The following is a 24218-nucleotide window of genomic DNA, read 5'->3' as shown; positions in this document are numbered from 1 at the left end:
CGCGTCCTGACCTTGGCGGATCCGGCGATCCGTCGTACGGTGACACCCGCAAGTGACCCACGGGAGCCCGGTGGACCGGGCTGAGAGGGGGGCTGTCAGCCCCCGACCGTCGAACCTGATCCGGGTAATGCCGGCGCAGGGAGGAGTGTTGCCGTGCCGTCCCTCGGGCGACTGCATCTGATCACCGACACCCGACCCGGGCGGGACCCGCTCACGGTGCTGCGGGCCGCCCTCGCGGTGGCCCGCGCGGAACTGGTCGTGCAGGTCCGCGTCGAGGACGACGCCACCGACCGGGAGGCGTACGACCTGACCCGTCGGGTGGTCGCGCTCTGTGCCCCGTACGACGTCACCTGCCTGGTGAACGACCGGCTGCACGTGGCGCTGGCGGCCGGTGCCGCCGGTGGGCACGTCGGCGCGGACGACCTGCCGGTCGGGGCGGCCCGCGGGGTGCTCGGCGCGGCCGCCGTGCTCGGCGCCACCGCCCGCGAGCCGGGGACGGCCGCCGAGGCGGTCGCCGCCGGGGCCAGCTACCTGGGCGTGGGCCCCTGCCACGCCACCGGCACCAAGACGGGGCTGCCGGCGCCGATCGGCCCGGCCGGGGTACGCGCCGTCGCCGACGCCGTGGACGTGCCGGTCGTCGCGATCGGCGGCGTGACCGCCGCGCGGGTGCCCGCGCTGCTGGCCGCCGGGGCGTACGGGGTGGCGGTGGTGGGGGCGCTCTCCGGGGCGGCGGATCCGGGTCGGGCGACGGCGGAGCTGCTGGGAGCGCTGGGGTGCTGAACCGACCGGACGTCGCCGTGGTGGGGGCGGGACCGGTCGGGCTGGCGATCGCCTGGCGCTGCGCGCAGCGCGGACTGCGGGTCGTCGTGCACGATCCCGCCCCGGGCTCCGGCGCGTCCCACGTCGCCGCCGGGATGCTCGCCCCGGTCGCCGAGGCGTACTTCGGCGAGCACGAGCTGACCGGGCTGCTGACTGCCTCCGCCGCCCGCTGGCCGGCGTTCGCCGCCGAGCTGACCGCCGCCGCCGGCGTGGACATCGGCTACCGGACCGAGGGCACGCTGATGGTCGGGCTGACCGCCGACGACCTGGCCGAGGCGCGGCGGCTGTGGGCGTACCAGCAGGGGATCGGGCTGCCGGTGACGCCGCTGCGCCCCACGGCGCTGCGGGACCGCGAGCCGGCGCTGGCACCCCGGGTGCGCGGCGGCGCGCTCGCCGAAACCGACCACCAGGTCGACCCGCGCCGGCTCGTGCCCGCGCTGCGCACGGCCGCCGAGCGGGCCGGCGCCACGCTGGTGCCCGCCGCCGTGCGCTCCCTGTCCGACGTGGACGCCGCGGTCACCGTGGTCGCGGCCGGCTGCGGCGCGGCGGCCCTGACGGGGCTGCCCGTGCGGCCGGTGAAGGGGCAGGTGGTCCGGCTCCACGCGCCCGGCGGCGGCGCGCCGGGCTTCCGGCACGTCATCCGGGGGTACGCCGACGGCGAGCACGTCTACCTCGTGCCCCGCGCCGACGGGGAGGTGGTGGTGGGCGCGACCGTCGAGGAGCGCTCCGACACCGACGTGTCCGCCGGGGCGGTGCTGCGCCTGCTCCGCGCCGCCGTCGACCTGCTGCCCGAGCTGGCCGAGTACGACCTGGTGGAGACACTCGCCGGCCTGCGCCCCGGCACCCCCGACAACGCCCCGATCCTCGGCCCGCTGCCCGGCCGGCCCGACGTGGTCGCCGCCACCGGACACCACCGGCACGGCATCGTGCTCACCCCGGTCACCGCCGACCTGATCGCCGAGCTGGTCGTCACGGGTGCGGCGGACCCACTGCTCGCCCCCTTCACCCCGGCCCGGTTCCCGCCGCCGGTCACCCCGCCGCCGGTGGCCGGTGTGCCGCCGGCAGCAGGGCTCCGCGACCCGCAGCAGCGGCCCGGGCAGCCGGCGCCGGGGTCCGGCGCGACGCGGGCGGCCGGGTCGGGGCCGGTGGTGGGCGCGACGCCGGCGACCGGTGCGGTGCCGGTGGCCGGGGCGATGCGGGCGTCCGGCGGGGAACCGGGCGTCATGGCCGCCGATGGTCGGTCCGGCCCCCTGTCGACCGAGGAGGAGCACACGTGGAACTGACGGTGAACGGTGCCGGGCGCAGCCTGCCCGGCGGCTCGACCGTGGCGGACCTGGTCCGCGCGGTCACCGACCAGCAGCGCGGCCTCGCCGTCGCGGTCAACGGGGAGGTGGTGCCGCGTACGGGCTGGCCGGCGACCGTGCTGCGCGACGGTGACCGCGTCGAGGTGCTCAGCGCCGCCCAGGGCGGGTGACGCGGTGAGCTTCGACCTGGGCGGCGTGAGCTTCACGTCCCGGCTGATCCTCGGCACCGGCGGCGCGGCCAACCTGCGCGTGCTGGAGGACGCCATCCGTGCCTCCGGCACCGAACTGGTCACCCTGGCCCTGCGCCGCGTCGACACCGCCCCCGGCACGGCCGGCGGGCTGCTGGACCTGCTCGACCGCTGCGGCGTACGGCTGCTGCCGAACACCGCCGGCTGCTACACGGCGGGCGAGGCGGTCAAGGTGGCGCACTTGGCCCGGGAGGCGTTCGGCACGGACTGGGTGAAGCTGGAGGTGATCGGCGACGAGCGCACGCTGCTGCCCGACGGGGTGGAGCTGCTGCGCGCCGCCGAGGAACTCGTCGACGACGGGTTCGTCGTGCTGCCGTACACGTCGGACGACCCGATCCTGGCCCGGCGGCTGGCCGACGTCGGCTGCGCGGCGGTGATGCCGGCGGGCGCGCCGATCGGCTCCGGCCTGGGTGTGTCGAACCCGCACCACATCCGGCTGATCCGGCAGAGCGTCGACGTGCCGGTGATTCTGGACGCCGGCATCGGCACCGCCTCGGACGCCGCGCTGGCCATGGAGCTGGGCTGCGACGCGGTGCTGCTCGCCAGCGCGGTCACCCGCGCCGCCGACCCGGTGGCGATGGCCACCGCGATGCGGTACGCGGTCGAGGCGGGCCGGCTCGCGTACGGGGCGGGTCGGATCGCCCGCCGATTCCACGCGCTCGCCTCCACCCCGGACGAGGGACGGCCGGACCTGTGACCCGCCCCGCCCCCGGCCCCGGCCCCGGTTGCGCTTCGCCCCCGGCCGCCGCGCCGGCTCCGGGCGCTGTTTCGGCACCCCCGGCTGTCGTTTCGGCGCTGGCTCCGGCCGTCGCGCCAGCTTCGGCTTTGGATCTTGGTAGGGAAGTGCCCCTGGAGGGGCCGTTTCCTACCAAGATCTCGGGCGGGCCGGCCGGCGTCCTGCTGCTGACCGACCGGCGGCAGGCTCGGCGGCCGTTGGCCGAGGTCGTGGCGGGGGCGGTGGCCGGGGGAGTGCGCTGGGTGGTGCTGCGGGAGAAGGACCTCCCGCGGGCCGAGCGCGCTGCCCTCGCCGCCGAGCTGCGCGCGATCCTCGCCGAGGCGGGCGGCACCCTGATCGTCGCCGGCCCCGACCCGCTCGGCGGCGCTGCGGTGCACCTGCCGTCGGCAGGGCCGTACCCGCCGCCGCGCCTCGGCCTGATGGGCCGCTCCTGCCACGGCCGGGCGGAGCTGGCGCGACTGACCACCGAGGACTACGCGACCCTCTCGCCCGTCTATCCGACCAGCACCAAGCCCGGCTACGGCCCACCCCTGCGCCCGGACGGGCTCGGCACGCTGATCCGGCACAGCCCCGTGCCGGTCCTGGCGCTCGGCGGAGTGCAGAGCCCGGACCAGGTGGCCGCCTGCGTCGAAGCGGGAGCCGTCGGCGTGGCGGTGCTCGGCGCGATCATGCGCGCCGACGACCCCGAGGTGGCAGCCGCCACCCTCACAGCAGCCACCGACGCGGCGAGCCGGACCCGGCACGACAGCCCAGATCCTTCCGACGCGGCGGACCAGACCCGGCACGACAGCACAGATCCTCTCGATGGGGCGAGCCGGACCCGGCGCGGCAGCTCGGATCCTGCTGGGACGACGCGCAGGCGGCGGGACCGCACGGAGGTCTCCGGGACGGGGCTGCGGCCGACCGTGCCCACGGAGGGATCAAGCCTGACCGCCCGGAGTGGGCACGGTCGGCCGCAGCCCTCAACTGCAACTACCGCGCAGGCCCGGCGCGAGATCCCGTACGCCATGACGGAAGAGGAACGATGACCCCGACGACCGTGCTCACCATCGCCGGCTCCGACTCCGGCGCGGGTGCCGGCATCCAGGCCGACCTGAAGGTCTTCGCGGCCCTCGGCGCGTACGGCACCAGCGTGCTCACCGCGGTCACCGCGCAGAACACGAGGGGCGTCGACGCCGTGCTGCCGCTGCCGCCGCGCACCGTCACCGAGCAGCTCGACAGCGTGCTCGCCGACTTCACCGTCCGCGCCGTCAAGACGGGGGTGCTCGGCACTCCGGCGGTCGCCGACGCGGTGGCGGACGCCGCCAGGGACGGCCGGCTGCCGCACCTCGTCGTCGATCCGGTGCTCGTCGCCACCAGCGGGCACCGGCTGGGCGTGGTCGCCGCCGTGGAGCGGCTGCTGCCGTACGCGCAGGTGGCGACGCCGAACTGCGCGGAGGCCGCGGCCATCACCGGACGCCCGGTGACCACGGTCGAGGAGATGGTGGCCGCCGCCGAGGCGCTGGCTGCCGGCGGGCCGGCGCACGTGGTGGTGACCGGCGGCGACGTGGACGCCGACGGTGAGGCGGTCGACGTGCTGCATGGGGGCGACGTCACCACCCTGCTGCGCGCGCCGCGGGTCGACACCCGGCACAGCCACGGCACCGGGTGCTCGTTCTCGGCGGCGATCACGGTGCGGCTGGCGCTCGGCGACGAGGTGCCGACGGCGGTCGCCGCCGCCAAGGAGTACGTCCTCCGCGCGCTGACCGGCGCGCGGCACTGGGAGCTGGGCGCGGGACGCGGCCCGCTGGACCACTTCGGCTGGTCCGCTTGACCACCAGGGAGGCTGTCATGCAGGCACGTCGCAAGGTGTACGTGGAGGGGTCCCGGCCGGACGTGCGGGTGCCGTTCGCCGAGGTGGAACTGACCGGTGACAACCCGCCGCTGCGGCTCTACGACACCTCCGGCCCCGGCTCCGATCCGGAGGTGGGGCTGCCGCCGCTGCGTGCGGGGTGGATCGCCGAGCGCGGCGACGTCGCACCGGTGCGGGGCGCGGGCACCCCGCTCGCGGGCGCGGACGGCCGCCGCCCCACCCAGCTCGCGTACGCGCGGGCCGGCGTGGTGACGCCGGAGATGGAGTTCGTGGCAGTGCGGGAGGGGATGGCGCCGGAGTTCGTCCGGGACGAGATCGCCGCCGGGCGGGCCGTGCTGCCGCTCAACGTCAACCACCCCGAGTGCGAGCCGGCCATCATCGGCAAGGCGTTCCTGGTGAAGGTGAACGCCAACATCGGCACCTCGGCGGTCTCCTCGTCGGTCGCCGAGGAGGTGGAGAAGCTGACCTGGGCCACCCGGTGGGGCGCGGACACCGTCATGGACCTGTCGACGGGGAAGCGGATCCACGAGACCCGCGAGGCGATCGTGCGGAACTCGCCGGTGCCGATCGGCACCGTGCCGATCTACCAGGCGCTGGAGAAGGTCGGCGGCGACCCGGTGAAGCTGAGCTGGGAGGTGTTCCGGGAGACCGTGATCGAGCAGGCCGAGCAGGGCGTCGACTACATGACGGTGCACGCCGGGGTGCTGCTGCCGTACGTGCCGCTGGCGGTGGACCGGGTGACCGGGATCGTGTCGCGGGGCGGCTCGATCATGGCGGCCTGGTGCCTGGCGCACCACGAGGAGAACTTCCTCTACACGAACTTCGCCGAGCTGTGCTCGCTGCTCGCGCGCTACGACGTGACGTTCTCGCTCGGCGACGGGCTGCGCCCCGGCTCGATCGCGGACGCCAACGACGAGGCGCAGTTCGCCGAGCTGCGCACCCTGGGCGAGCTGACGAAGATCGCCTGGGAGCACGACGTGCAGGTGATGATCGAGGGCCCCGGCCACGTGCCGATGCACAAGATCAAGGAGAACGTGGACCTCCAGCAGGAGTGGTGCCACGAGGCGCCGTTCTACACCCTCGGCCCGCTGACCACCGACATCGCCCCCGCGTACGACCACATCACGTCGGCGATCGGCGCGGCGATGATCGGCATGTTCGGCACCGCGATGCTCTGCTACGTGACCCCGAAGGAGCACCTGGGGCTGCCGGACCGCGACGACGTGAAGGCCGGCGTGATCGCGTACAAGATCGCGGCCCACGTGGCCGACCTGGCGAAGGGGCACCCGGGCGCGCAGGCGTGGGACGACGCGCTGTCCAGGGCGCGGTTCGAGTTCCGCTGGGAGGACCAGTTCAACCTGTCGCTGGACCCGGAGACCGCGCGCTCGTACCACGACGCGACCCTGCCGGCGGAGCCGGCGAAGACCGCCCACTTCTGCTCGATGTGCGGCCCGAAGTTCTGCTCCATGAAGATCACCCAGGAGCTGAAGGAGTACGCGGCGCGCGGCATGCAGGACAAGTCGGAGGAGTTCCTCTCCTCCGGCGGCCGGGTCTACCTGCCGCTCGCCTGAGCGGCGCGACCGGGCATCCGGCGACGACACCCGTCCCCGCCGACGTCCGGGAGAAGGGGCGGCGCTGCCCCGGCTCCGGTCACCCCGGGCGGGGCGGGCGTCGCCCGGTCGGGTCAGTCGCGGTGGTGGCGGCCGGTGGAGCGCAACGACCGCCGGCCGCTCTCCTGCTCGGGTTCGTTGTCCGGGACCGGCTTGCTGAGGCCGGCGACCCAGTCCACGTACTCCTCGTCCTGCGCCGGCAGCGGCTCGGACTCCCCGTCGCCCGGGGCGTCCTCGGCCCGGGGCCGGTTGCGGCGGAACAGACCCAGCCGGCCCCGGCCCCGCCCGGTCGGCTGCTCGACCTCGGCGGGCGCCGGGGAGCCGGGCGCGGGCGCCTCCGCCCGGGCGGTGGGGATGCCGTTCTCCGGCGCGGCGTCGACGGGCGCCGGGACGGGACCGCCCCGTCGTGCGGTGGCGAGCGCCTCCCAGTTCGCGGCCCGGGCCAGGTCGGGCATCGGGGCCCGGTGGCGGGGCCGGGGTGCCGGGTCGGGCGCGGGTTCCGTGGCCGGCTGTGCCACCTCGGCCGTGCCGTCGGCCTGGGGCCGGGGCGAGACGGGCCAGGCCGGGGTGGGCGGGGGCGCGGTGCCGGCGTCCGGCCCGACGGCCCGGCCGGGAGCCGCCTCGCCGTCCGCCGCGAAGAGCGGCACCGCGCGAGGGCTGATGTCGTCCGGCCGCGGTACGCCGGAACCCGCAACGGCCGTGCTGCCGGGCGTGGCGTCGGCCGTGGCGCCGAACTCGGGACCGGTCGTGCTGCTGGGCTCGGCGTCGGTCGTGTTGCCGGACCTGGCTTCGGTCGTGTTGCCGGACCTGGCTTCGGTCGTGTTGCGGGACCCGGACCCGGTCGTGTTGCCGGACCTGGCCTCGGTCGTGGTGCCGGGCTCGGACCCGGTCGTGTCGTCGAGCGCGGGGCCGGTCGCGGTGTCGGGTCCGGTTCCGGCCGGGGCACCGAGCTGGGGGCTGGTCGTCGTGCCGGGTGCGGTCGTGCTGGGCGTGGTGTCGGGCGCGGCGGAGGCGTCCGTGGACGGCGACGACATCGCCGCGCCGGGCGCGGTGGCCCCGGTCTCGGGGGCGCCCGTGGCGACGGGTACCGGGCCCGCACCCTCCGGTGCCACCGGGGCGGCGGGCTGGCGCGTCGAGCGGGGCTTACGGGTGCGGCGGGGCTTGGGCGCGTTCGGGACGACCCGCTGGTCGGCGACTGCCTCTGCCGGCTGTCCTGCGGGTGCCGGTCTTTCGGCCGGCTGTGTTGGTCCCTCTGCCGGCTGGCCTGCGGGAGTCGCTGCGCTGGCCGGCTGTCCGTCGGGCGCCGCCGCCCCGACCGGCTGTGCCGCAGTCGTCGCCCCTCCGGTCGACCGTGCGGCGGCCGTCACCTCCCCGGCGGGCTGCGCGTCGGGGGCCGTCTTCCCGGCTGGCGGCGCCTCGTCGGCGACCGGCACCGCCGGGACGGTCGGGGTGGCCGGGCCGGTCGGTGCCAGCGGCGCGACCGGAGCAGCCGGTGCAGCCGGGACAGTCGGTGCGACCGGTGCCACCGGTGCGGCCGGTGCGGCCGGTGCGGCCGCGAAGGGCGGGGCCGGGGCACCCGGTGCGGACGACGTGCCCGGGGCGCGCTCGTCGGTGCTGTCCTGGGTGCGGGTGGGCTCCGGTTCGCGGCCCCGGTCGACTGTGGGCGGGTTGCCGGGAGTCGAAGCCGGCGGTTCGGCCGTCCACGCGGGAACCGCGCCCGCCCGGACGTCGGCGGCGGGAGCCGGGACCGTTCCTCCGTCGGCGGGCCAGTCCCAATGCGGGGGCACGGCCCAGGGCGCCGGGCCGTCGCCGGTGGCGGCGGTGACCGCGCCGGAGCCCGTACCGCCGCTGGCCTGGTCGGCGACGACCAGGGTGGCGCCGGCCAGGTCGACCGTCTCCGGCTCGTCGCTCCCGCCGGTGGGCGCCGGGGTCTGCGGCAGGGCCGGACCGGTGGGCAGGGGCCGGAGGATGTCGGTCGGCTCGATGGCCCCGGTGGGGGCGGTGCGCGTGACGAGCGGCCAGCGCAGCAGCGCGGCCGCGGCCGACCCGAGCGCGCCGAGGGCCACCGCGAGCAGCGCCGCGTAGTACGGCGTGAGTTGGTAGCGGTCGGCGGTGTCGCCCGGACCGGCGGTCAGGTAGGCGAACGCGACAAGCGCCGGTCCCGCCACCCCCGTCGCGCCGCTGACCAGCGGCGGGTGGCCCCGCCACCGGGCCAGTCCGCCGGTCGCCGCGCCGGCCAGCAGGGCCACCAGCGGCAGGACCACCAGGGCCAGCCCCTGCACCGCGCCGGCGTCGAGGGACGCCGGCTCCAGCACCCCCAGTCGTACGGCGCCCAGCGGGCCGGTCGAGACCAGCGACGGGGCCACCGAGACCAGGGCCAGCAGCCAGAGCGCGCCCGCGATCGCCGCCACGTTCCATCCCACCGGCGGCTGGAGCAGGACGGCGACGGCGGCACCCGCGCCCACCAGCGCACCGAGGACCGCGCAGATGCCGACGGCCCAGACCGGGTCCATCGAGACGAGTTCGGCCGCCCGGGCCGGCTGCATGCAGAGCGGCGCGACGACGGTGGCGCCCAGCGCGGCGGCGCCGGCGACGGCGAGCAGGCGCCCGGTGCCGGCCAGCCCGCCGTCCCGGCGGGCCAGGCGCTCGGTGAGCACCGCGCCCACCACGGCGGCGTTCGCCGCGAACCAGCCCGCCCAGACGAGCTGGGCCGGCCACTGGTTGACGGTGGCGCCGGTGAAGGTGCCGGAGAGCCGGACGATGCCGAAGCCGAAGGCGATGCCGAGCTGACCGGCCCCGGCCAGCAGGCTCACCCCGAGCGCGGTGAGCAGCAGTCTGCCCCAGGTCCGAAAGGCCATGTCCGGCACGTTACGCACCTGTTGACCAGGCCGCCACCGGCGCGCCGCGAGCGGGGGGCGACCCGCCGGCCGGCGGTTACTTCAGTTCGACCAGCCGGGCCAGGTACGTCGTGTCGCCCACGTTGGTCAGCATGTGCACGGCGCCCGGATCCCGGTAGACCACCCCGCCGGTCGGCTCGTCGGCGTCGATGAGGGTGCCGTCGATCGTCTGTACGACGTTCTTCGCGCCCTGGATCGCCACCACGAGGTACGGGTGGTCGTGCCGGTGCAGCGGCTGCCGCTCGCCCGGCTCCAGCCGGATGTGCCAGACGCGGACGCGGTCGTTCTCGTACACGATCTCCTGGCCCACCGGGCCGAGTTCGAGGTGTGCGTCGGTCATCGGGTTCCGTCCAGTCGGGGGAGCACCTCGGCGGCGATGAGCTCCAGGTGGTCGAGGTCGGCGAAGTCGATCAGGCGCAGGTGCACCCGGGTGGCGCCGACGGCGGCGAACTCGCCGATCCGGTCGACGAGCTGCGCGGGCGAGCCGACCACCGCGTCCTCCGGCGGCAGCGCGCTCGTGGCGTGCAGCGGGGCGGCGCGGCGCTGCGCCTCGGCGTCGGTGCGGCCGATCGCCACCACGATGCCGGCGGAGAGGGTGAGCGGGGCGCGTCCCGACTCGGCCCGGCCGGCCCGGTCGCAGGCCTCCCGCACCCGCTCGTACGCGGCGGCGGTCTCCGCGACGGTCTTGAACGGCATGTTGAACTCGTCGGCGTAGCGGGCGGCGAGGTCGGGGGTGCGCTTCGGGCCGCGTCCGCCCACGATGACCGGTGGGCCGGGCGCCTGCACCGGCTTCGGCAGGGCGGGGGCGTCCACCAGCCGGTAGTGGTCGCCGGTGAAGCTGTACGTCTCGCCCGGCGGCGTCCGCCACAGCCCGGTGATGATCTCCAACTGCTCGGCGAGCCGGTCGAAGCGCTCGCCGATGCCCGGGAACGGGATGCCGTAGGAGGTGTGCTCGCGTTCGTACCAGCCGGCGCCGATGCCGAGGTCGACCCGGCCGCCGCTCATCTGGTCCACCTGGGCCACCATCACGGCCAGCGGGCCGGGCAGCCGGAAGGTGGCGGAGGTGACCAGGGTGCCGAGCCGGATCCGGCTGGTCTCGCGGGCCAGCGCGGCCAGCGTCAGCCAGGCGTCGGTCGGGCCGGGGGGCGCGGGCTCGTCACCCATCGCCTGGTAGTGGTCGGCGCGGAGGAAGCCCTCGAAGCCGCCGTCCTCGGCCAGCCGGGCGAAGCGGAGCTGGTCGTCGTAGCTGGCGCCCCGGTGCGGCTCGGTGAAGACGGTGACCCGCATGCTCATCGTGTTTCCGCGCCGGCTGTCACCGGCAGGTCCCGCTCCATGAGGAGTTCGTGCAGGTCGGCGCTGACCCGGGCGACGTCCGCCAGGTGCGCGTTGCGGCCGAGGGTGCGCGGTCGCGGGATGTTCACGTCGACCACCTTGCGGATCCGGCCGGGGCGAGGGCTGAGTACGACCACCCGGTCGGCCAGCAGCACCGCCTCGTCGATCGAGTGGGTGACGAAGACGACGGTGGCCCCGGACGTCATGTGCACGCGCTGCAACTCGCCGGAGAGTTCCTCGCGGGTGAGCGCGTCGAGCGCGGAGAACGGCTCGTCCATCAGCATCACCCGGGGCTCGCCGATCAGCGACCGGCACAGCGAGACGCGCTGCTGCATGCCGCCGGAGAGTTCGTGCGGCAGCCGCTTCTCGAAGCCGCCCAGTCCGGCGAGTTCCAGCAGTTGCCGGGCCCGGTCGCGGTGCTTGGCCCGCTTCCAGCCGAACATCTCGACCGGCAGCAGGACGTTGTCCAGGACGGTGCGCCAGGGGAGCAGGGCCGGCCGCTGGAAGAGCATCGCGATGTCCGGGCGGGGCTTGGTGATCGGCGCACCGGCCACGGTGATCCTGCCCTCGCTGACCGGGAGCAGGCCGGCGATCAGACGCAGCATCGTGGACTTGCCGCAACCGGAGCGGCCGAGTACGGCGACGAACTCGCCCGCCGCCACGTCGAGGTCGATGCCGCGCAGCGCCTCGACCCGGCCGCTGCGGCCGTCGAAGGTGCGGGACACCCCGGAAAGCTTGATCATCTCCGGCGGACCTCCTGAGTCGGCGATCAGCGATCGCGGCCCAGGGTAACCGCCTGGTGTGGACGACACGACGTCCGGGGTGGAAGCGAGGATTTTTCCGTAACGAAACCCATACGCCGGGCATTGTCAGGGCCGGTTTCTCGTACGCTGTGCCAGCTAAGAGTCCCCTCACGACGGTTTGCCGGCCCAACCCCTCGGCCGGCCCGCCAGACAACCCCCTCCGGCGGCGGCGTGCCGCTCCGGTCGGAAAGGACATGGTGCACTGATGAGAAGGCTGACCCGTACGGTCGCTGCCGCTGCGCTGGCCACCGCCCTCGCCCTGGTCTCCGGGTGCAGCGGCGACTCGGACTCCGGCGCCGACGCCAAGGGCGGCAACGGCGCGGCGTTGGAGAAGGTGACCTACCTCACCTCGTTCGGCAACTTCGGCCGTGACTCCTACGCCTGGGTCGCTAAGGAGAAGGGCTTCTTCAAGGAGGCCGGGTTCGACGTCGACATCAAGCCGGGTCAGGGCACCAACGCCGTGATCTCGACAATCGTCGGCGGCCAGGCCCAGTTCGGCCCGATCGACCTCACCGGCGGTCTGCTCCAGCTCGGCGGCGGCCAGGCCAAGGACTTCGTCGCGGTCGCCGCGATCCAGCAGCGCACGATGGCCGCCATCGCCACCGTCGAGGGCAAGGGCATCGCGTCGCCGAAGGACCTGGAGGGCAAGAAGCTCGCCGACACCGAGGGCTCCGTCGTGCGCAACCTCTTCCCGACGTACGCCCGGATGGCCGGCGTGGACGCCAGCAAGGTGCAGTGGGTGCCCGGCCAGGCGCAGGCCCTGATGGGCATGCTCGGCTCCGGCACGGTGGACGGCATCGGCCAGTTCGTGGTCGGCCAGCCCACGATCGAGACGGTGACCAAGCAGAAGGCCGTCATGCTGCCCTACAGCAACGTGATGCAGGACCTCTACGGCAACGTGCTGATCACCTCCTCCAAGATCGCCAAGGAGAAGCCGGAGATGGTCAAGCGGTTCACCGGGGCCCTGTTGAAGGGCCTGGACTACGCGCTGACCAACCCGCAGGAGGCGGGCGAGCTGCTGAAGAAGAACGTCGACGCCGCCAACCCCGCCGCGGCCGCCGCCGAGCTCCAGCTCATGGCCGGCTACGTGCGCTCCAGCAACTCCGGCACCCAGCTCGGCACCCTGGACAGCGGCCGGGTCGCCAAGAGCATCGCGATCCTGCAGGGCGCCGGCGCGCTCAAGCAGAACATCACCCCCGACCAGATCATCGACTTCAGCCTCGCGCCGAAGGCCTGACAGCCGCCCACCGTGGCACGGGGGGTGCGGTCGACCGGGGCGACCCGGTCGACCGCACCCCCCGTCGCGTGCCGGCCCGGCCGGCAGGAGAGGAGAAATCCGTGACGGAGACGACCGGTACCCGGTCCGTCCGCACCGGAACGGAGCCCGCGCACCGGCCCACGGCCCCGCGCCGCTCCGGCGTACGCCCGGCAGCCGTCGGGCTGCCGCTGCTCGGCGCGGTGATCACGGTGGCCGCCTGGTGGCTGGTCACGTCGGGCCTGCAACTGGTGCACCCGGTGTCGCTGCCCCCGCCGCAGGCGGTGTGGAAGGCGCTGGTCGCGGGCGCCGACGTGCTGATGCCGGCGCTGGGCGTCACCACCACGATGACGGTGGTCGGCTTCCTGTTGTCGGCGGTGGCCGGGGTGCTGATCGGGATGGCCCTGGCCGGCTCCCGCCGCGTCGAGCGGATGTTCGCGCCGCTGCTGGTGGCGGTCAACGCGGTGCCGAAGATCGCCCTCGGGCCGCTGCTGGTGGTCTCGGTCGGCTGGGGTACGAAGCCGATCCTGACCATGGTGTTCCTGCTCTGCTTCTTCCCGGTCGTGCTCTCCACGGCGACCGGTCTCACCACCACCCCCAACGACCTGGCCGAGCTGGCCCGGTCGCTGAACGCCTCGTGGTGGCAGGCGTTCCGCAAGGTGCGCCTCCCCGCCGCGCTGCCGCAGATCTTCGTCGGGCTCAAGGTGGCGATGCCGCTGGCCGCGATCGGCGCGGTGATCGGCGAGTTCTACTCCGACAAGCCGGGGCTGGGCTACCAGATCCTGCAGTACAACGGCGTGGGGGACACCGCGACCGCCTGGGCGGCGATCGTGCTGATCGCGCTGATGAGCATCCTGCTCTACAGCGCACTGTCCCTGGTCGAGCGGCTCGCCCTGCCGTGGGTCCGCGCCACCACGTCGGCCCGCTGACCCGCTCGGACGGTCGATGGTGTGGCCCGCCGGGGTACGGCGGGCCACACCGGCGCGCTGGTCCGACGCGGTCCCGTGCGTCGGGGCCCGTCCACCACCGACCGGCCGGTCAGCCCGCGAGGCGCCAGCGCCCGTTGCGCGCGACCAGGGTGGTGAGGGCCTGCGGCATCAGGCCGGAGTGGTTGTCCGGGGTCATCCGGATCGGCCCGGAGAGACCGTCCAGCTGGGTCGTCTCCAGCACGTTCCGGACGCCGTCGCGGTCGACCTCGCCGGGCTCGCCGCCCGAGCGGAGTTCGGCGTCGGCGATGAGCTGCACCGCGTCGGCCGCGAACGAGGAGGATCCGTTGTAGCCGCCGAAGCGGGCGGTGTAGTCCTGGAACCACTGGCGGCGGGCCGCCTTGGCCGGGGTGGTGGCGATGACGTCGTCGATCACCATGGTCTGGGTGAAGACCAGCGTGGTGCGTTCGGTCGCCCCGGACGCGGCACCGAGGAAGAGGTCGCCGGCCGCCGTCGCGTCGAAGAAGAGTTCGCCCTTGTACTTGGCCTGCTGGGCGGCGGTGGCGGCCAGCGTCGCCTGCTCCGCCGGGGTCCAGACGACCAGCGCGTCCGGCTTCTTGTCGATCAGGTCCTTGACCGGCTTGGCGACGTCGGTGGCGGTGGTGCGCACGGCCTCCTCGCGCAGCAGTTTGACGCCGGCCTTCGCGAACTCGGCGCGCAGCGCGGTCAACCCCTCGCGGCCGTAGGCGTCGTCGCTGTGCAGCACGCCCGCCTTGCGGACGCCCTTGCGGCGCATCTCGCCGGCGAGGGCGGCGGCGCTGTCGGCCGCGTTCGGGGAGAGCTTGAACACGTACCGCCGGTCGGCGACCGGGGTGGACACGGCGCTGGAGGCGGCGAGCGCAATGGTGGGAATTCGCTTCTCGTTGATGGTGCGGACGGCACCGACGGCGCATTCGTTGCAGCCGCCCATGATGATGGCGCTGACTTGGGAATCAGCGCTGAAGTCACCGATGTTGCGCAGCGACTCGCTCGCGTCCGACCGGTTGTCCTTCACCCGCAGCTCGACCTTCCGGCCGTTGAGCGCGCCGGACGAGTTCAGCTGCTCGACCTTCAGTTCCAGCGCCCGCTGGTACGCCTTGCCGACGGGCGCGGCCGCGCCGGAGAGCTCGAGGTCCGCGGCGATGACGATGGGACTCGTGTCCTGCTCGTCCGCCCCGAACTGGCAGCCGGTGAGCGTGGTGGCCAGCACGGCCGATGCGAGCGCCGCGGCGGTCGCGGAGCGGATGGGGCTCAACTCAGTCCTCCAGATGCGGCCCGGGCGGTACCCGGTCACCGCCGGGTTGTCCGTCCTCAGTAGAGGAACGGGATCGGTCTGCCGTACGGTGTGCGCGAAGCCTGCAAAACCTTGCCAACGCCGCGCCCCGCGGTCAAGCGGAGCCTCGGATGCGTTTCGGGACACGTATCCCACATGGTGGGGCAACGGGAAGTTTGCAAACGCTTACTAATACGACACGGATGACCACTCTGGAGTTACATGCCCTGTTCACGGGCATGGAGAATTGAAGGTATTAGTTGACCGGATCACGGGATGCGAGCCCTCAGACCGTTTCCTACCCCGCCGCGACTTCCCAAACAGGATCAGTTCTGATGAAATCGCGGCCGTGCCGCGTGTGGCGCAGTCCGCTGCACCGGGCGCGAGTCGGCGGGGCAGGCGTGGAAGAAACGACGGAGGCGATGTCGTGAGCACCGGACCGACGACCCTGCCCGCGAGTGGCGACACCGAACAGCCCAAGCGGCGTCGGCTGCCCCGGCTCCGCGACGTGCGGATCCGCTCCAAGCTCGCCCTGATCCTGGTCGTGCCGGTCGCCGCGGTGCTCGCGTTGGCCACGGTCCGACTCGTCGCCGTCGGTGAGAACACCTTCGACGCCAACCAGGCCCGGGCGCTGACGGCGCTCTCCATCGACGTCTCCGCGTTGACGCAGGACCTGCACGCCGAGCGGATGGCCGCCGCCGCCTTCCTGTCGACGCCGCAGCAGAAGGCCGACGCCTACAACCTGCGGGTGCGCAGCACCGACGAGCGGGTCGAGGCGTACCGGGCGGAGCGCGGACGGGTCGGCGAGGTGCCGGCCGCCGTACGGGAGCGGCTGGCGACCATCGACGAGCACCTGGAGACGCTCGCCAGCACCCGGCAGGAGGTGCTGGACCGCCAGCAGATGGCGGTCGCCGAGGCGGCGCTCCGCTACGGGGTCATCATCACCGACCTGGTCGCGTACGGCGACGGGCTGGCCCAGCTGCCCGGCGACGAGCGGCTCTCGGACGCCCGGCGCGCGGTCGCCGCGTTCGCCCGCGCCAAGGCGGCCGTCGCCGAGGAGCAGTCGGTCGTCTACACCGCCCTCGTCGCCGGCAAGCTCGACGAGGAGCAGTTCTCCTCCTTCGTGGCCACGCTGACCAGCCAGCAGGAGGCACTGGTCGCCTTCTCCCTGGCCGCCGACCCGACCCAGCGCGCCCTGGTCGACAGCACGGTCTCCGGTGACGCGGTCACCCTCGCCGACCGGGTGGCCGCCGACATCACCCGCTCGGTCGGGCAGACCTCGCCGGTGACCGCCCAGGACGCCACCGCCGCCATCGGCGCGGTCAACGACCTCATGCGGTGGGCCGAGATCCGGCTCCAGGACCGGCTGCTCAGCCAGGCCGACCAGGCCCGGTCGGACGTCATCCGGCAGGCCTTCATCGAGACGGCGCTGGTGCTGCTGACCCTCATCGTCGCGGTGACCCTCGCCGTGGTGCTGGCCCGCTCGCTCAACCACTCGCTGCGCCGGCTGCGGGAGGGCGCCCTCTCGGTGGCGAACCACGACCTGCCGGACGCGGTCAAGCGGCTGCAGAACGTCGGCAACGTCGGCGACGGCGGCGTCGAGGAGATCGTCCGGCAGGTACGCGACCCGATCCAGCTCAACAACCGCGACGAGGTGGGCCAGGTCGCGCTCGCCTTCAACGTCGTACACCGCGAGGCGGTCCGGGTGGCGGCCGAGCAGGCCGCGCTGCGTACCAGCGTCTCGGCGATGTTCCTCAACCTGGCCCGCCGCAGTCAGACCCTGGTCGACCGCATGATCGGCGAGCTCGACGCGATCGAGCGCGGCGAGGAGGACCCGAAGCGGCTCGCGCAGCTCTTCGAGCTGGACCACCTCGCCACCCGGATGCGCCGCAACGACGAGAACCTGCTCGTCCTGGCCGGCGCCGACTCCGCCGTGCCGCGCCGCGACGACGCCCTCCTGGTGGACGTGCTGCGGGCCGCGCAGTCCGAGGTGGAGCTCTACAACCGGATCGAGTTCGGCACCGTCGACACCGACATCTCGGTGGCGGCACACGCGGTCAACGACGTGGTGCGGCTCGTCGCCGAGCTGCTCGACAACGCCACCCGCTTCTCGCCGCCGACCACCACCGTGGTCGCCGACGCCCGACGGATCCGGGACTACGTCCTGATCCAGGTCGAGGACCGGGGCCTCGGCCTGACCGACGACCAGCTCGACTCGCTCAACCGGCGACTGGCCGCCCCGCCGAGCGTCGACGTCGCGGCGTTCCGGCTGATGGGTCTGGCCGTGGTCAGCCGGCTGGCCTCCCGCTACAGCATCCGCGTGGAGCTGCGCCGCAACGTGGAGGGCGGCACCGTCGCCCAGGTGACGCTCCCCGCCGCGACGGTGGTGCTGCCGCCCGTACACAGCCGGGACCAGCAGATCACCCGCCCCCGGCAGCCGCTCGCGGTCGAGCAGAACCCGCTCACCCCGGCCGGCCTCGGCGAGCCGGCCGGCGCGGGGCGTACCGCCTCGGCCACCCTCACCGACCAGTGGCGGTCCGCCGCCCCGACGCCGTGGCAGGCCCCGGAGCAGGCGCGGGACACCGCAGCCCCGGTGCAGGCCGGTGGCCTGATGTCGCCGCCCCCGGCGGCACCCCCGACCCGGCCTTCCTTCGCCGGCGGAGGCCCCTCGGTCGGTACGCCGACCGTCGCGTACCCCACGGTCGACGCGCTGCCCAAGCGCGTCCCCGGCGGGGATGCGCAAGCGCCGGGCGCTCCGGCGCTGCCGGTCGGCCCGATCGCCGGCTCGCCGGCCACCGGGCTGTCGGCGGGGTTCGCCGGCTCCGCCCGGGAGACCGGCTTCGGCACCGACCCGGGCGCCGGCCGCGGCCTCGGGGCCGGCCTGGCCGCCACGGCCCCGCCCGCCCCCGCCGCGCCGATCACCCCGCGCGCCGAACTGCCGGCCGAGGCACCGATCTTCCGGGAGATGGAGGCGGTGTGGTTCCGGTCGCACGGTAACGACGCCACGGCCATCTTCACCCGCCCCGACTTCAGCCAGTCGGCCGCGGCCCAGCAGGCCGCCGGGGCGCCCAGCGCCGCAGCACCCGCCGCCCAGCCGGCCGCCGCCCAGCCGGCACCGGCACAGCCCCGCGCGCCCCGACTGCCCACGCGTACGCCGGGCAGCACCGACACCGCTCCGCTGCCCGTGCAGCCGGCACCGCCGTCGTACACCCCGCCGGCCGCGGCGCGACCCGCCCCGCCGGCCACACCTCCCGCCGCGCCCCCTGCGGCGCCCCCCGCCGCGCCGGTCGCGGACCCGCCCCCGGCGGCGCCCGCGTCCGACACGGACGCCTGGCGGACGGCGGCAGACGAAGGCTGGACCCGGGCCAGCCGGGCGGCGGCCCCCGCCACCGCCGGCACCACCCGCTCGGGGCTGCCCAAGCGGCAGCCGCAGGCACAGCTCGTGCCCGGCGGGATCGAACCCCGGAGCGGCCGCGACCGCAGCCGGCGTACCCCGGACGAAGTTCGGGGCCTGTTGTCGGCCTACCACCGCGGCGTGCAGCGCGGCCGGGCGGCCGGCACGGACCAGGACAGCACCTCGACCAAGGAGACGAGTCGATGAACAGGCCAGCGGCCATGCAGGACATGAGTTGGTTGCTCACCAACTTCGCCGACAGCGTGGCGGGGATCGCCCACGTGGTGGCGGTGTCCGCCGACGGGCTGCTGCTCGCCTCCTCGCGGGACCTGCCCGCGGACCGGGCGGACCAGCTCGCGGCGATCACCTCGGGCGTGGTCAGCCTGACCGAGGGCGCCGCCCGGATGTTCAGCGCCGGCGGTGTGCTCCAGACGGTCATCGAGATGGACAGCGGCTACCTGTTCCTGATGTCGATCAGCGACGGCTCGTCGATGGCCGTGCTGGCGGCCCGCAGCTGCGACGTCGGTCAGGTGGGTTACGAGATGGCGCTGCTGGTCGAGCGGGTCGGTGCGGCGCTGGTGCCGCTGCCCCGGGACGCGGTGCGGTCCTAGCGGGCGCGACGCGCGGACGTGCGTCGCCAGGAACGAGAGGATCCGGTGCCCGACCAGGGGCCCGGCCGGGAGAGGAGGTGATCGTCGATGGACCAACGGCGCGTGGACCCACGTGGTGCGCTGGTACGGCCGTACGCGGTCACCCGCGGCCGGACCGAGGCCCGGATGGACATCGCCCTGGAGGCGGTCCTGACGGCCAGCGCGACCCAGGCTGCGGAGGCCCGCTTTGCGGGGCACGACAAGCACCGCATCGCCAACGTTTGTGAGGGCCGGGCGCAGTCGCTGGCCGAGATCTCCGCGTACACCCGGATGCCGCTGGGCGTCACCCGGGTGCTGGTCGCCGACATGGTGGCCGAGAGCCTGCTGACGCTACACACTGCCGCTCCCGCCGAGGGGTTCGAGGAGCGGATGGAAATCCTTGGAAGGGTGCTAAGTGGACTTCGCAGGCTATGACCCCGCCGGGGCCCGCCGAAACCGGGGAATCATCTCCGCGAAGATCGTGGTCGCGGGTGGCTTCGGCGTGGGCAAGACGACCCTGGTCGGCGCGATCTCGGAGATCACCCCGCTGAGAACCGAGGCGGTGATGACCGCGGCCGGTGTCGGCATCGACGACCCGTCCAAGGTGCCGGGGAAGCAGACCACCACGGTCGCCATGGACTTCGGCCGGATCACCATGGCCGAGGACCTGATCCTGTACCTCTTCGGCACGCCCGGCCAGACCCGGTTCTGGTTCATGTGGGACGAGATCATCAAGGGCGCCGTGGGGGCGGCCGTGCTGGTGGACACCCGCCGGATCACCGACGCCTTCGCGCCGCTGGACTACTTCGAGAACCGTCGGCTGCCGTACGTCGTGGCGTTGAACCGCTTCGACGGCGCGCCGCAGTACGAGCTGGAGGAGGTCCGCGAGGCGCTGGCCATCTCGCCGGACGTGCCGCTGGTGCTGACCGACGCCCGGCACCGGGACGCGGTCAAGCAGGTGCTGGTGACCGTCGTCGAGCACGCCATGCTCCGCCTCGAGGCCGAGCACGGCCGGGGCTACCCGGCGCCGGTCGGCTGATCGGGACGGCTCCCGCCTCCGGGTCGCGTCAGTCGACCCGGAGGCGGTAGCCGCGCTTGACGACCGTCTGCACCACCCGGGGCGCGCGCAACCCGGCGCGCAGCCGGGCCACCGCCATCTCCACGGCGTGCTCGTCGGCGCCGCGCGGCAGCGTACGCAGCAGGGCGGTCCGGGACAGCACCCGACCCGGCGAGCCGCACAGCGCCCGCAGCACCGCCATCGGCGCCGGCGCGAGCGGACGCAGTTCGCCGTCGACCACGGCGGCGTGCCCGCGTAGCGTGAGCAGGTGACCGGCCACCTTCAGGGTGACCGTCCGGCGCGGCAGTTCGTCGACGATGGTCCGGACCAGGGCGCCCAGGCGGGCCCTGGCCGGCGCGCTGACCGGCACCCCGCGCCGCAGCAGCGGCTCCGCGGTGACCGCGCCCACGCAACTGGCGAGCACGTCGCCCCGGAACGCGTCCAGCACCGCCTCGGAGCGGTCCCCGGCGGCGCGCAGCAGCGCCTCGGCCGCCGGGGCCGAGGTGAAGGTGACCGCGTCGACCAGCCGGCCGGCGACCAGGTCGATCAGCCGGTGCAGCGGGGCCGGGTCGGTCGGCGGCGCCCAGCGGTAGACGGGCACCTCGATCACGGTGGCCCCGGCAGCCTCCAGCGCCAGCGTGCACTCGGGCTGCCGCTCGCCGTGCAGCTGCATGGCGACCACCTGCCCGGCCACGCCGCGCCGGCACAGGTGCTCGATCACCTCGTCGCAGCTCTCCGAGTCGGGTGACCACTGGTCGTGCAGGCCGGCGGCCCGGATGGCCCCGCGCGCCTTGGGCCCGCGGGCCACCACGTACGCGTCCGCCAGGACGTTGCGCAGCGGCTCGGCCAGCCCCCAGCCCTCGGCCGCCTCCAACCAGCCGCGCATGCCGATGCCGGTGTTGGCCATCAGGACGTCCGGCGGCCGGTCCAGGCAGGCCCGGGTGGCCTCCCGCAGGTCGGTGTCGTCGGCCAGCGGCACGATCCGCAGGGCCGGGGCGATCACCACCCGGGCGCCGCGCCGTTGGAGCAGCGCGGCGAGTTCGTCCCGCCGGCGGTCGGCGGTCACCCCGATGGTGAAGCCCGCCAGTTCGTCGCGCATTCACTCCTCCTGTCGCAGCCGCACCTCGACCAGGCCGTCCCGGCAGCGCACGTCGTGCCGGGGAGCGGCGACGCCGGGCAGGTCCAGGCAGACCCCGGTGCGCAGGTCGTACACCTGCTTGTGCAGGGGCGAGGCGACCGTCGGCACCCCGCCCCGGCTGCCGACGATTCCCCGCGACAGCACGTACGCCCCGGAGACCGGGTCGCGGTTGTCGAGGGCGAACAGCCCGTCGGCGGTGCGGAAGAGAGCCACCTGCACGCCGTCGACGAGCGCGGCGACGCCCCGGTCGGGGTCCAGCCGGTCGAGCGGGCAGACCGGCGTCCAGGTGCGCGTCGGGTTGGGCATCGTGATCGTCATCGCCGTACCTCCGGCAGTCGGGGCGTCGTGGTGGTCATCGCCGCACCTCCGGCATGCCCAGCGTGACCGGCTGCCGGCCCTCGCCGACCTGCGCCGGGCCCACCGGGACCGGTTGGCCCCGCTCGCGCGCGAACGTGATGGACGGGTCGGGCACCCCGGGGGCGTTGACGAAGGAGTCGAACCGGCGCAGCCGGACCGGGTCCTCCAGCACGTCGCGCCACTCGTCGGAGTAGGCGTCGACGTGCCGGGCCATCGCGGCGTCGAGTTCGGCGCAGAGGCCGAGCGAGTCGTCCACGATCACCGCGCGGAGGTGGTCCAGCCCGCCCTCCATCGCCTCGATCCAGGCGGCGGTGCGTTGCAGCCGGTCGGCGGTGCGGATGTAGTACATCAGGAACCTGTCGATGAGCTGGACCAGCGCCTCCGTCGACAGGTCGGTGGCGAAGAGGTCGGCGTGCCGGGGCCGGAAGCCGCCGTTGCCGCCGACGTAGAGGTTCCAGCCGGTCTCGGTGGCGATGATGCCGAAGTCCTTGCTGCGCGCCTCGGCGCACTCGCGGGCGCAGCCCGAGACCGCCGACTTGATCTTGTGTGGACCGCGCAGCCCCCGGTAGCGCAGCTCCAGGGCGACGGCCAGCCCGACCGAGTCCTGTACCCCGTACCGGCACCACGTCTCGCCGACGCAGGACTTCACCGTGCGCAGCGCCTTGCCGTACGCGTGGCCGGACTCGAAGCCGGCGTCGACCAGCCGGCGCCAGATCTGCGGCAGCTGGTCGACCCGGGCCCCGAACAGGTCGATCCGCTGCCCGCCGGTGATCTTCGTGTAGAGCTGGAAGTCCCGGGCCACCTCGCCGATCACGATGAGCTTCTCCGGGGTGATCTCGCCGCCGGGGATCCGGGGCACCACCGAGTAACTGCCGTCGCGTTGCAGGTTGGCCAGGAAGTGGTCGTTGGTGTCCTGCAACGACGCCTGCTCCCCGTCCAGCACGTGGCCGGTACCGAGGGAGGCGAGGATCGAGGCGACCACCGGCTTGCAGATGTCGCAGCCGCGGCCCCGGCCGTGCTCGGCGACGAGCTGCGAGAAGGTGCGGATGCCGCGTACCCGGACGATGTCGAAGAGTTCCTGCCGGCTGACGTCGAAGTGCTCGCAGAGCGCGGTGGACTGCCGCACCCCAGCCGCGTCGAGGAGCTGCTTGAGCATCGGCACGCAGGAGCCGCAGCTCGTACCCGCCCGGGTGCACGCCTTCAGCGCCGGCACGTCCGCGCAGCCGCCGGCGATCGCCGCGTCCACGTCCGCGCGGGTCACCGCGTTGCAGGAACAGACCTGCGCGGTGGCGGGCAGCGCGCCGGCGCCCACGCCCGCCGCGCCCTCCGGGGCGAGCAACGCCAGCGGCGGCCCGGGCAGCGGGCCGCCGACGCTGGCCCGCAGCGTCGGGTACGCGCTCGCGTCGCCGACCAGCACCCCGCCGAGCAGGGTCTGCGCGTCGTCGGAGAGGACCAGCTTGGCGTAGACCCGGGTGGCCGGGTCGGTGAACGTCACGTCGAGGCAGCCCGGCGTCGTGCCGTGCGCGTCGCCGAACGAGGCCACGTCCACGCCGAGCAGCTTCAGCTTGGTGGCGGTGTCCGCGCCGGGGAAGGTGGCCGCCCCGCCGACCAGCCGGTCGGCGACGACCTCGGCCATGGCGTACCCGGGGGCGACCAGGCCGTGGCAGACGCCGTCGACCGCCGCGCACTCGCCGACCGCCCAGATCCGCTCGTCGGCGGTACGGCAGGCGCCGTCGACCAGCACGCCGCCGCGCGGGCCCAGGGCGAGCCCGGCCGCCCGGGCCAACTCGTCGCGGGGCCGGATGCCCGCCGCGACCACCACCAGGTCGGCGTCGAGCACGCTCCCGTCGGCCAGTTCCAGCCCGGCGACCGTGCCGTCCGGGCCGGACCGGATCGCGGTGGTGGCCACGCCCAGGTGGGTGGTCACGCCCAGCTCGTCGACGTACCGGCGGAGCATCGCGCCACCGGCCGTGTCCACCTGCACCGGCATCAGCCGGGGCGCGAACTCCACCACGCTGGTGTCCAACCCGAGCAGCCGCAGCGCGTTCGCCGCCTCCAGCCCGAGCAGCCCGCCGCCGATCACCGCCCCCGTCCGCCGGCCCGCCGCGTGCTCCCGGATCGCCTCCAGGTCGTCCAGCGTCCGGTAGACGAAGACCCCGGGCAGGGACGCGCCGGCCACCGGCGGCACGAACGCGGACGAGCCGGTGGCCAGCACCAGCGCGTCGTACGGGTGCTCGCCGGTCGCGGTGCGCACCAGCCGCCGCTCCCGGTCGATCTCCGTGGCCGGCTCACCCAGGCGCAGCTCCACCCCGTCGTCGGGGGTGTGCAGGCTCAGCTCCTCGGCGCCGACCCCGTCGAAGAACGCCGAGAGCCGCACCCGGTCGTACGCCGGGCGGCTCTCCTCGGCGAGCACGGTGACCCGCCACCGCCCCCCGGGGTCACGGGCGCGCAGCGCGTCGACGAAGCGCTGCCCCACCATCCCGTTGCCGACGACGACCAACCTGCTGATTCGCCCGCTCATGACCGCACTCCGCTCCGCTGCGTGCCGT

General features: G+C 74.7%; 19 protein-coding genes, 2 pseudogenes and 1 riboswitch. Of the genes and pseudogenes, 13 read left to right on the top strand and 8 right to left on the bottom strand.

Going from position 1 to position 24218, the window contains the following annotated elements; genetic code table 11:
* The first annotated feature begins 50 nt into the window (after positions 1–50).
* A riboswitch (TPP riboswitch) is annotated at positions 51–159 on the top strand.
* The 7 genes and pseudogenes from thiE to thiC all read left to right on the top strand — a co-directional run bounded on the left by thiE (position 154) and on the right by thiC (position 6530).
* Complete coding sequence (gene thiE / locus OG989_RS02815; protein WP_327029592.1) at positions 154–780, top strand: thiamine phosphate synthase; 627 nt, start codon at positions 154–156, stop codon at positions 778–780. Its footprint overlaps the riboswitch before it by 6 nt.
* Positions 774–1901, top strand: a pseudogene (gene thiO, locus OG989_RS02810) (glycine oxidase ThiO); the annotation flags it as partial. The gene thiE and the pseudogene thiO, both read left to right, overlap by 7 nt.
* A gap of 191 nt (positions 1902–2092) precedes the next feature.
* Complete coding sequence (gene thiS / locus OG989_RS02805; RefSeq protein ID WP_132230919.1) at positions 2093–2293, top strand: sulfur carrier protein ThiS; 201 nt, start codon at positions 2093–2095, stop codon at positions 2291–2293.
* A 4-nt stretch (positions 2294–2297) separates the two neighbouring features.
* Complete coding sequence (locus OG989_RS02800; RefSeq protein ID WP_151457770.1) at positions 2298–3068, top strand: thiazole synthase; 771 nt, start codon at positions 2298–2300, stop codon at positions 3066–3068.
* Between the two features lie 176 nt (positions 3069–3244).
* A pseudogene (locus tag OG989_RS02795) lies at positions 3245–3838 on the top strand (thiamine phosphate synthase); the annotation flags it as partial.
* A gap of 293 nt (positions 3839–4131) precedes the next feature.
* Positions 4132–4920: a bifunctional hydroxymethylpyrimidine kinase/phosphomethylpyrimidine kinase gene (gene thiD, locus OG989_RS02790; RefSeq protein WP_327029590.1), complete on the top strand. Its 789-nt coding sequence runs from the start codon at positions 4132–4134 to the stop codon at positions 4918–4920.
* 17 nt (positions 4921–4937) lie between these two features.
* Positions 4938–6530, top strand: a complete 1593-nt coding sequence (gene thiC, locus OG989_RS02785; protein WP_327029589.1) for a phosphomethylpyrimidine synthase ThiC — start codon at positions 4938–4940, stop codon at positions 6528–6530.
* Between the two features lie 113 nt (positions 6531–6643).
* On the opposite strand, the gene OG989_RS02780 is transcribed toward thiC, so the two are convergent.
* From OG989_RS02780 to OG989_RS02765, 4 genes are all read right to left on the bottom strand, one after another.
* A complete protein-coding gene (locus OG989_RS02780; protein ID WP_327029588.1) occupies positions 6644–9427 on the bottom strand; it encodes a hypothetical protein in 2784 nt (927 codons plus the stop codon).
* 76 nt (positions 9428–9503) lie between these two features.
* Positions 9504–9806, bottom strand: coding sequence for a cupin (locus OG989_RS02775; protein WP_088998381.1), 303 nt, complete (start codon positions 9804–9806; stop codon positions 9504–9506).
* On the bottom strand, positions 9803–10753 hold the full coding sequence (locus tag OG989_RS02770; protein ID WP_327031100.1) for an LLM class F420-dependent oxidoreductase: 951 nt from the start codon (positions 10751–10753) through the stop codon (positions 9803–9805). Before OG989_RS02770 ends, OG989_RS02775 begins: the two co-directional genes overlap by 4 nt.
* A 2-nt stretch (positions 10754–10755) precedes the next feature.
* Positions 10756–11541 carry an ABC transporter ATP-binding protein gene (locus tag OG989_RS02765; protein ID WP_151454592.1) on the bottom strand — a complete coding sequence of 262 codons (786 nt, stop codon included), beginning with the start codon at positions 11539–11541 and terminating at the stop codon, positions 10756–10758.
* Positions 11542–11806: 265 nt separating this feature from the next.
* Here OG989_RS02765 and OG989_RS02760 point away from each other — a divergent pair, with 265 nt between their 5' ends.
* Positions 11807–12838 (top strand): ABC transporter substrate-binding protein, encoded by a 1032-nt coding sequence (locus OG989_RS02760; protein ID WP_327029587.1) that lies wholly within the window; start codon positions 11807–11809, stop codon positions 12836–12838.
* A 101-nt stretch (positions 12839–12939) separates the two neighbouring features.
* Entirely contained in the window at positions 12940–13785 is an 846-nt protein-coding gene (locus tag OG989_RS02755; protein WP_151454590.1) for an ABC transporter permease, read from the top strand.
* A 109-nt stretch (positions 13786–13894) separates the two neighbouring features.
* Here OG989_RS02755 and OG989_RS02750 read toward each other — a convergent pair whose 3' ends face one another.
* Positions 13895–15076 carry an ABC transporter substrate-binding protein gene (locus OG989_RS02750; RefSeq protein WP_151454589.1) on the bottom strand — a complete coding sequence of 394 codons (1182 nt, stop codon included), beginning with the start codon at positions 15074–15076 and terminating at the stop codon, positions 13895–13897.
* 445 nt (positions 15077–15521) lie between these two features.
* Between OG989_RS02750 and OG989_RS02745 the strand changes: the two genes are divergently transcribed.
* The 4 genes from OG989_RS02745 to OG989_RS02730 all read left to right on the top strand — a co-directional run bounded on the left by OG989_RS02745 (position 15522) and on the right by OG989_RS02730 (position 20156).
* Positions 15522–18695 (top strand): sensor histidine kinase, encoded by a 3174-nt coding sequence (locus OG989_RS02745; protein WP_327029586.1) that lies wholly within the window; start codon positions 15522–15524, stop codon positions 18693–18695.
* Entirely contained in the window at positions 18692–19099 is a 408-nt protein-coding gene (locus OG989_RS02740) for a roadblock/LC7 domain-containing protein (RefSeq protein ID WP_067359650.1), read from the top strand. The genes OG989_RS02745 and OG989_RS02740 overlap by 4 nt, the downstream gene beginning before the upstream one ends.
* 87 nt (positions 19100–19186) lie before the next feature.
* Positions 19187–19552 (top strand): DUF742 domain-containing protein, encoded by a 366-nt coding sequence (locus OG989_RS02735; RefSeq protein ID WP_151454587.1) that lies wholly within the window; start codon positions 19187–19189, stop codon positions 19550–19552.
* Positions 19533–20156, top strand: a complete 624-nt coding sequence (locus OG989_RS02730) for a GTP-binding protein (protein WP_088998389.1) — start codon at positions 19533–19535, stop codon at positions 20154–20156. Before OG989_RS02735 ends, OG989_RS02730 begins: the two co-directional genes overlap by 20 nt.
* A 28-nt stretch (positions 20157–20184) precedes the next feature.
* Here OG989_RS02730 and OG989_RS02725 read toward each other — a convergent pair whose 3' ends face one another.
* From OG989_RS02725 to nirB, 3 genes are read right to left on the bottom strand one after another with little or no spacing between them, the layout of a single operon-like run.
* Entirely contained in the window at positions 20185–21273 is a 1089-nt protein-coding gene (locus OG989_RS02725) for a uroporphyrinogen-III synthase (RefSeq protein ID WP_151454586.1), read from the bottom strand.
* Positions 21274–21618 carry a nitrite reductase small subunit NirD gene (gene nirD, locus OG989_RS02720; RefSeq protein WP_151454593.1) on the bottom strand — a complete coding sequence of 115 codons (345 nt, stop codon included), beginning with the start codon at positions 21616–21618 and terminating at the stop codon, positions 21274–21276.
* 46 nt (positions 21619–21664) lie between these two features.
* The gene (gene nirB, locus OG989_RS02715; RefSeq protein WP_151454585.1) at positions 21665–24190 is read right to left on the bottom strand and encodes a nitrite reductase large subunit NirB; all 2526 of its coding nucleotides are present in this window, start codon (positions 24188–24190) and stop codon (positions 21665–21667) included.
* Positions 24191–24218: the final 28 nt, after the last annotated feature.

The sequence above is a fragment of the Micromonospora sp. NBC_01740 genome, from assembly GCF_035920365.1.
GTDB classification, from domain to species: Bacteria; Actinomycetota; Actinomycetes; order Mycobacteriales; family Micromonosporaceae; genus Micromonospora; species Micromonospora reichwaldensis.
This window is presented reverse-complemented; position numbering and strand designations above follow the sequence as displayed.